Here is a 7,149-nt window from a genome sequence, read left to right as displayed (position 1 = left end):
TTTCTCCGTTGCCCAAATACCCCGGGGGGAGTCCGCAGGACGGGGTGCCGCCCCCCCTGTCCGCTTGCCACCCGCGCGCCGCATGCGCACACTTGCCCCAAATCAGCCGGAGCCCGCGATGACCCGCCTCGACCACGCCTTCACCGCCATCGACGCCGCAAACGTCCAGGACCCGAACCTGCAGGACGGCCAACCCGCGAACCTGCTTTACGGCCAGCGCATGACGGCCGAACAGCAACGCCTGTTCCCCGACGCGTCCGACGCGCTGCGCATCGCCTGCCGGGGCCAGCATGTCGAGCGATGGCTGCTGCCGCGGGCCGACTATCCGATGAACCGCCCCGGCTATCTGGCCTGGCGCCAGGAACAGGGCCGCCGCCATGCCGACCGCATCGCGGGCATCATGGCCGATGCGGGCTATGGCGACGACGACATCGCCGATGCCCGCCGCATGCTGACCAAACAGGGCATCAAGCGCGACCCCCAGGTCCAGGCGCTGGAGGATGTGATCTGCTTCACCTTCATCCGCTGGTATCTGGGCGATTTCATGGCCGAACAGCCCGACCATAAGATCCCCCGCATCATCGAAAAGACCGTCCGCAAGATGTCGGCGGACGCCCGCGCCCGCGCGCTGGCCGAATTCCCCATGCCCGACGCGCTGGCGCAATACTTCCACGACGCCGATCAGCCGCAGACCCTGTCGCGCGCGGTCATCGTCTCGCACGGCCAGCCCGGCGACCCCGCCCCCCAGCAGCAGGCGATCGAGGCGCTGGCCGCCCAGATCGCAACCCACGCCCCCGGCGTCGAGGTCCTGGGCGCGACCCTGGCCGACCCCGACGCCCTGCCCCGCACCTGCCGCAGCGATTGCATCATCTATCCGATGTTCATGGCCGAGGGCTGGTTCACCGGGATCGAACTGCCCCGCCGCCTGACCCAGGCCGGCGCGCCCGGCGCGCATATCATGCGACCTTTCGGCACCGATCCGGGCCTTGACGCGCTGGTCGTCGAAAAGGCGCAACAGGCCGCCGATGCCCAGGGCTGGGCGCTGTCCGACACGACGCTGCTGCTGTCGGCGCACGGGTCGCAGCGCGGGCAGGCCAGCCACGACATCACCATGGCGCTGGCCGCCCGCATCGCACCGCATTTCGCCCGCGTGGTCGCGGGCTTCGTCGAACAGGAACCCTTCATCGCCGATGCCGCCCGCGATCTGGGTCAGGCCATCAGCCTGCCGCTCTTCGCGCTGCGCGCCGAGCATGTGACCGACGACCTGCCTCAGGCGCTGGATCAGGCGGGCTTTACCGGCCCACGCCTTGACCCGGTGGGCTTGGCGCCCGAGGTGCCCGCGATGATCGCAGCCTCCATCGCCAGAGAAGTTTCAAGCTTGAAATGATTTCGGACCCGTGCCAGCCTGCATCGCAGGAGGTGGCACGGGATGAAGATTCTCTGTCTGGGCGGCGGGCCTGCGGGCCTCTATTTCGCGATCTCGATGAAGCTGCGCGATCCGTCGCATGATGTGACCGTGCTGGAACGCAACGGCGCGGGCGACACCTTCGGCTGGGGGGTGGTGCTGTCCGACGACGCGCTGTCGCGGCTGCAGAAGAACGACCCGCCCTCGGCGCAGGCGATCCGTGACCACTTCATCTATTGGGATGACATCGCGGTGGTCCGCGACGGGCACCGGCAGGTCTCCGGCGGGCACGGATTCGCGGGGATCGGGCGGCGGCAGCTGTTGATCCTGCTGCAGGAGCGGGCACGACAGCTGGGCGTGGACCTGCAATTCCAGACCGAGTTCCAGACCGCCGAACATTACCGCCGCGACTATGACCTGGTCGTCGCCTGCGACGGGCTGAACAGCCGCGTCCGCGCCGAATATGCGGACGTGTTCCGCCCCGACATCGACATGCGCCGCTGCAAGTTCGTCTGGCTGGGCACCAAGCAGAAATTCGACGACGCCTTCACCTTCATCTTCGAGAAGACGCCGCAGGGCTGGCTCTGGGCGCATGTCTATTCCTTCGATGCCGACACCGCGACCTTCATCGTGGAATGCGCGCAGGACACCTGGGACGCGATGGGCTTCGAGGCCATGACCAAGGAGCAGATCGTCGAGACCTGCCACGATGTCTTCAAGGACCATCTGGGCGGGCATGACCTGATGTCCAACGCCGCCCATTTGCGCGGCTCTGCCGTCTGGATGAACTTTCCCCGCGTCATCTGCGACCGCTGGTATCATGAGAACGTCGTTCTGATGGGCGATGCGGCGGCGACGGGGCATTTCTCGATCGGCTCCGGCACGCGGCTGGCCCTGGACAGCGCCATCGCGCTGGCCGATTACCTGCATTCCGAGCCCGACCTGCCCCGCGCCTTCGAACGCTATCAGGAGGAGCGGCGGGTCGAGGTGCTGCGCCTGCAATCGGCGGCCCGCAACAGCCTGGAATGGTTCGAGGAGGTCGAACGTTACCTGGATCTGGACCCGATCCAGTTCACCTATTCCCTGCTGACCCGCAGCCAGCGCATCGGGCACGAAAACCTGCGCCTGCGCGACCCGGTCTGGGTCCGCGAGGCCGAGGACTGGTTCCAACAACAGGCCGGCGGCCAGCCGGGCCGCGCGCCGATCTTTGCCCCCTTCCGCCTGCGCGACATGGCGCTGAAGAACCGCATCGTCGTATCTCCCATGGCGCAGTACAAGGCGCAGGACGGCTGCCCGACCGACTGGCACCTGGTCCATTACGGCGAACGCGCCAAGGGCGGCGCGGGCCTGGTGTTTACCGAGATGACCTGCGTGTCCGCAGGGGGCCGCATCACGCCGGGCTGTCCGGGCCTTTACGCGCCCGAGCAACAGGCGGCTTGGCGGCGGATCACCGATTTCGTCCATGCCGAAACGGATGCCAGGATCTGCTGCCAGATCGGCCATTCGGGCCGCAAGGGCTCCACCCGCATCGGGTGGGAGGGGATGGACCAGCCGCTGGCAGCAGGCAACTGGCCGATCATGGCCCCATCCGCCCTGCCTTGGTCGGACGGCAATCCCGTGCCGCAGGAGATGACCCGCGCCGACATGGAGACGGTGACCGAGCAGTTCGTCGCCGCGACCCGCATGGCCGATGCGGCGGGCTTCGACATGATCGAGCTGCATGCGGCGCATGGCTATCTGCTGTCGGGCTTCCTGTCGCCGGTGTCGAACCGGCGCAGCGATGATTACGGCGGCAGCCTGGAGAACCGCCTGCGCTGGCCGCTGGAGGTGTTCGCCGCGATGCGCACCGTCTGGCCGGAGGACAAGCCGATGTCGGTGCGCATCTCGGCCACGGACTGGACCGAGGATGGCGTGACGCCAGACGAATCAGTCGCCATCGCGCAGGCATTCCACGCGGCGGGGGCGGATATCATCGACGTGTCTGCGGGCCAGACCACGCCGCTGGCGCGGCCCGTCTATGGGCGGATGTTCCAGACGCCGTTTTCCGACCGCATCCGCAACCAAGCCGGGCTGGCCACGATGGCGGTGGGCAACATCACCGACGCGGACCAGGCCAATGGCATCCTGATGGCAGGGCGCGCCGATCTGGTGGCCATCGGGCGGCCGCATCTGGCCGACCCCTATTGGACGCTGCACGCGGCGACGGCCCTAGGCGATGGGGCAGACTGGCCCCTGCCCTATCACGCGGGCCGCGATCAGGCCCGCCGTCTGGCCGAAAAGCAGGCCGAGGAGATCCGCGCATGACCCGCGTCCTGATCACCGGCGGCGGCAGCGGCACCGGCGCCGACATGGCCCGCGCCTTTGCGGCCCAAGGCCATGAGGTCGTCATCACCGGCCGCGACACGGCGAAGCTGGAGGCGGTGGCGGGCGGCCTGATCCGCGCCGTGCCGGGCGATGTCAGCGACGAAAATCATGTCCGCCGCATCTTCGACGACGCCGGCCCCTGCCAGGTGGTCATCGCCAATGCCGGCATCGCCGAGGCCGCGCCCTTTGCCCGCACCACGCTGGACCAGTTCAGCCGCATCATGGCGGTCAACCTGACGGGCGTGTTCCTGACCTTTCGGCAGGCGCTGTCGCAGATGGGTCCGGGGGGGCGGCTGATCGCGGTGTCCTCGGCGGCGGGGCTGCGGGGGGCGGCCTATGCCTCGGCCTACGCGGCCAGCAAGCACGGGGTGATCGGGCTGGTGCGGTCCATCGCGTTGGAGGTGGCGGGCAGGCAGATCACCGCGAACGCCATCTGCCCCAGCTATCTGGACACAGAAATGACCGGCCGCACGCTGGACGGGATCATGGCAAAGACCGGCCGCGACCGCGACGCGGCGCTGGCCGCGCTGACCGCGCGCAACCCCCAGGGCCGCCTGATCGCCCCGGCCGAGGTCACGGGCGCGGCGCTGTGGTTGGCATCCCCTGCGGCGGCCGGCGTGAACGGCCAGGCCATCGTCCTGGACGGGGGCGAGAGCGCATGAGCGATCTGTCCAAGCGGCGGCTGAAGACCTGGATCCGGCTTCTGGGCGTGACGCGGGGGGCCGAGAACCACCTGCGCGACTATCTGCGCCGCGCGCATGCCACGACCCTGCCGCGCTTCGACGTGATGGCGGCTTTGTGGCGCAAACGCGACGGCGTGACCATGTCGGAACTGTCGCGCCTGCTGCTGGTGTCGAACGGGAACGCCACGGCGGTCGTCGACCGGCTGGAGGCCGACGGCATGGTCCGGCGCGAGGCCGAGGACGGCGACCGCCGCCGCATCCGCGTGCGCCTGACCGCCGAAGGCCTGGAGGCGTTCGAGATCATGGCCCTGGGCCACGAGGCCGAGGTCGACGCATTGTTGGGCCGATTGTCAGAACCCGATCTGGAGGCGCTGCGCGACATCCTGTCCCGCGCCGGGAGGACCGAATGAAACCCGTCACCATGGCCGACTTGGCGCCCGAGCATTTCCTGTGGGAGGTCACGGACCGCATCGCGGTGATCCGCCTGAACCGCCCCGAGCGCAAGAACCCCCTGACCTTCGACAGCTATGCCGAGCTGGGTGCCTGTTTCCGGATGCTGGCCCATGCGTCGGACGTGGATGTGGTGGTGCTGGCCTCCAACGGCGGGAATTTCTGTTCCGGCGGCGACGTCCATGAGATCATCGGCCCGCTGGTCGGCATGGAGATGCCGCAGCTGTTGGCCTTTACCCGCATGACGGGCGAGCTGGTGCGCGCGATGATCCATTGCGGCAAGCCGGTGATCGCCGCGGTCGAGGGGGTCTGCGTCGGTGCGGGCGCGATCATGGCCATGGCCAGCGACCTGCGGCTGGCCGCGCCCTCGGCCAAGGCCGCGTTTCTGTTCACAAAGGTGGGGCTGGCGGGCTGCGACATGGGCGCCTGCGCGATGCTGCCGCGCATCGTGGGCCAGGGGCGGGCGGCGGAACTCCTGTACACCGGGCGCGTGCTGCGCGCCGAGGAGGGCGAGCGGTGGGGGTTCTGGAACAGCCTGCATGACGACGTCTTCGCGGCGGCAATGGATCTGGCGCGCACCATCGCGGCGGGGCCCACCTGGGCGCATGGGATCACCAAGACGCAGCTGTTGCAGGAATGGACCATGGGTCTGGACCAAGCGATCGAGGCCGAGGCGCAGGCCCAGGCCATCTGCATGAGCACGCGTGATTTCGAACGCGCCTATCGAGCCTTCGTCGCGAAAGAGGTGCCGGTCTTCGAAGGCGACTGAGTTTTGGGTATTTGGACAACAGAGAACATGGATCGCAGCTTTCTGGACTGGCCGTTCTTCGAGGATCGGCATCGGGTGCTAGCCCAAGGGCTGGAGGACTGGGCCGCGGGCGCGCTACCGGTGGATCACGGCGATGTCGACGCAGCCTGTCGCGGGCTGGTGCGGGCGCTTGGCGATGGCGGCTGGCTGCAGCATTCGGGGGGCGAGGCGCTGGACGTGCGCGCGCTGTGCGTGATCCGCGAGACGCTGGCGCGCCATGACGGGTTGGCGGATTTCGCCTTTGCCATGCAGGGTCTGGGCATGGGGGCGGTGACGCTGTTCGGCAATGTCTCGCAGCGGGAATGGCTGAAGCGGACGCGGGCGGGGCGGGCGATTTCGGGCTTTGCGCTGACCGAACCTGCGTCGGGCTCGGACGTCGCGCGGTTGGCGACCACGGCGCGGCGCGAGGGCGACGGGTGGGTTCTGGACGGGGAGAAGACCTATATCTCGAACGGCGGGATCGCGGATGTCTATGTGATCGTCGCGCGCACCGGAGAGGGTGAGGGCGCGCGGGGGCTGTCGGCCTTTCTTCTGCCTGCCGACACGCCGGGGCTGGAGGTGGTCGGGCGCATCGACGTGATGGCCCCCCATCCGCTGGCGCATCTGCGGCTAACCGGGGTTCGGCTGCCCGGTGACGCGCTGATCGGGCAGCCGGGACAGGGGTTCCGCATCGCCATGACGGTGCTGGATCATTTCCGGCCCACGGTGGGGGCCGCGGCCTTGGGATTTGCGCGCCGGGCGCTGGACGAGGCGTTGGCGCGGGTGCGGTCGCGCCAGATCCAGGGCGCGCCGATGGCGGAGCTGCAGATGGTTCAGGGTCATCTGGCCGACATGGCGCTGAAGATCGACGCTGCCGCCCTGCTGATCTATCGCGCGGCTTGGGCCAAGGACCAGGGCGCGCCGCGCATCACGCGCGAGGCGGCGATGGCCAAGCTGTACGCCACCGAGATCGCGCAGGAGGTCATCGACCAGGCCGTGCAGCTGCATGGCGGCGATGGCGTGCGCACGGGCAGCACGGTCGAGAGCCTGTACCGCGAGATCCGCGCCCTGCGCATCTATGAGGGGGCCAGCGATGTGCAGCGCGTCGTCATCGCCCGCAGCATCCTGGAGGGCGCATGACCTATACCCGCACCATTGCCATCGAATTCTGTCACTGCGACCCGGCGGGGATCGTCTTCTACCCCCGCTATGCGGAGATGGTAAACCACATGGTGGAGAATTTCTTCCTGGAGGTCGTGGGCCATGGGTTCGGCCCGATGATGGCGGCGGGTCAGGGGATGCCCACCGTCGCGCTGGAGATGGCGTTCCGCAAGCCGTCGCGGCTTGGCGAACGGCTGGACTGGAGGCTGGTGGTCGAGCATCTGGGCCGGACCAGCGCGCGCTTTCTGGTCCGCGCCGAGGACAGGGTGGAGGCGCGGGCCACGGTGGTCTGGATGGCG

General features: G+C 68.7%; 7 protein-coding genes. All 7 read left to right on the top strand.

Annotated elements, in window-relative coordinates:
• Positions 1-118: 118 nt before the first annotated feature.
• On the top strand, positions 119-1,387 hold the full coding sequence (locus tag TY51_RS24670) for a DUF4202 family protein (protein WP_373960735.1): 1,269 nt from the start codon (positions 119-121) through the stop codon (positions 1,385-1,387).
• A gap of 42 nt (positions 1,388-1,429) precedes the next feature.
• Positions 1,430-3,709, top strand: a complete 2,280-nt coding sequence (locus tag TY51_RS19265; RefSeq protein ID WP_042252877.1) for a bifunctional salicylyl-CoA 5-hydroxylase/oxidoreductase — start codon at positions 1,430-1,432, stop codon at positions 3,707-3,709.
• Positions 3,706-4,431, top strand: a complete 726-nt coding sequence (locus tag TY51_RS19260) for an SDR family NAD(P)-dependent oxidoreductase (protein WP_042252876.1) — start codon at positions 3,706-3,708, stop codon at positions 4,429-4,431. The genes TY51_RS19265 and TY51_RS19260 overlap by 4 nt, the downstream gene beginning before the upstream one ends.
• Positions 4,428-4,862, top strand: a complete 435-nt coding sequence (locus tag TY51_RS19255; RefSeq protein WP_042252875.1) for a MarR family winged helix-turn-helix transcriptional regulator — start codon at positions 4,428-4,430, stop codon at positions 4,860-4,862. The genes TY51_RS19260 and TY51_RS19255 overlap by 4 nt, the downstream gene beginning before the upstream one ends.
• Positions 4,859-5,671, top strand: coding sequence for an enoyl-CoA hydratase family protein (locus TY51_RS19250; RefSeq protein WP_231559156.1), 813 nt, complete (start codon positions 4,859-4,861; stop codon positions 5,669-5,671). Before TY51_RS19255 ends, TY51_RS19250 begins: the two co-directional genes overlap by 4 nt.
• Positions 5,672-5,698: 27 nt before the next feature.
• Positions 5,699-6,829 (top strand): acyl-CoA dehydrogenase family protein, encoded by a 1,131-nt coding sequence (locus TY51_RS19245; RefSeq protein WP_042252873.1) that lies wholly within the window; start codon positions 5,699-5,701, stop codon positions 6,827-6,829.
• Positions 6,826-7,149: acyl-CoA thioesterase (locus TY51_RS19240; RefSeq protein WP_042252878.1), on the top strand; the 324-nt coding region annotated here is incomplete at its 3' end. The genes TY51_RS19245 and TY51_RS19240, both read left to right, overlap by 4 nt.

Source organism: Paracoccus sp. PAMC 22219, from assembly GCF_000787695.1.
Lineage (GTDB): Bacteria > Pseudomonadota > Alphaproteobacteria > Rhodobacterales > Rhodobacteraceae > Paracoccus.
Note: the sequence above shows the minus strand (reverse complement) of the source record. Positions and strands in the feature narration are given on the sequence as shown.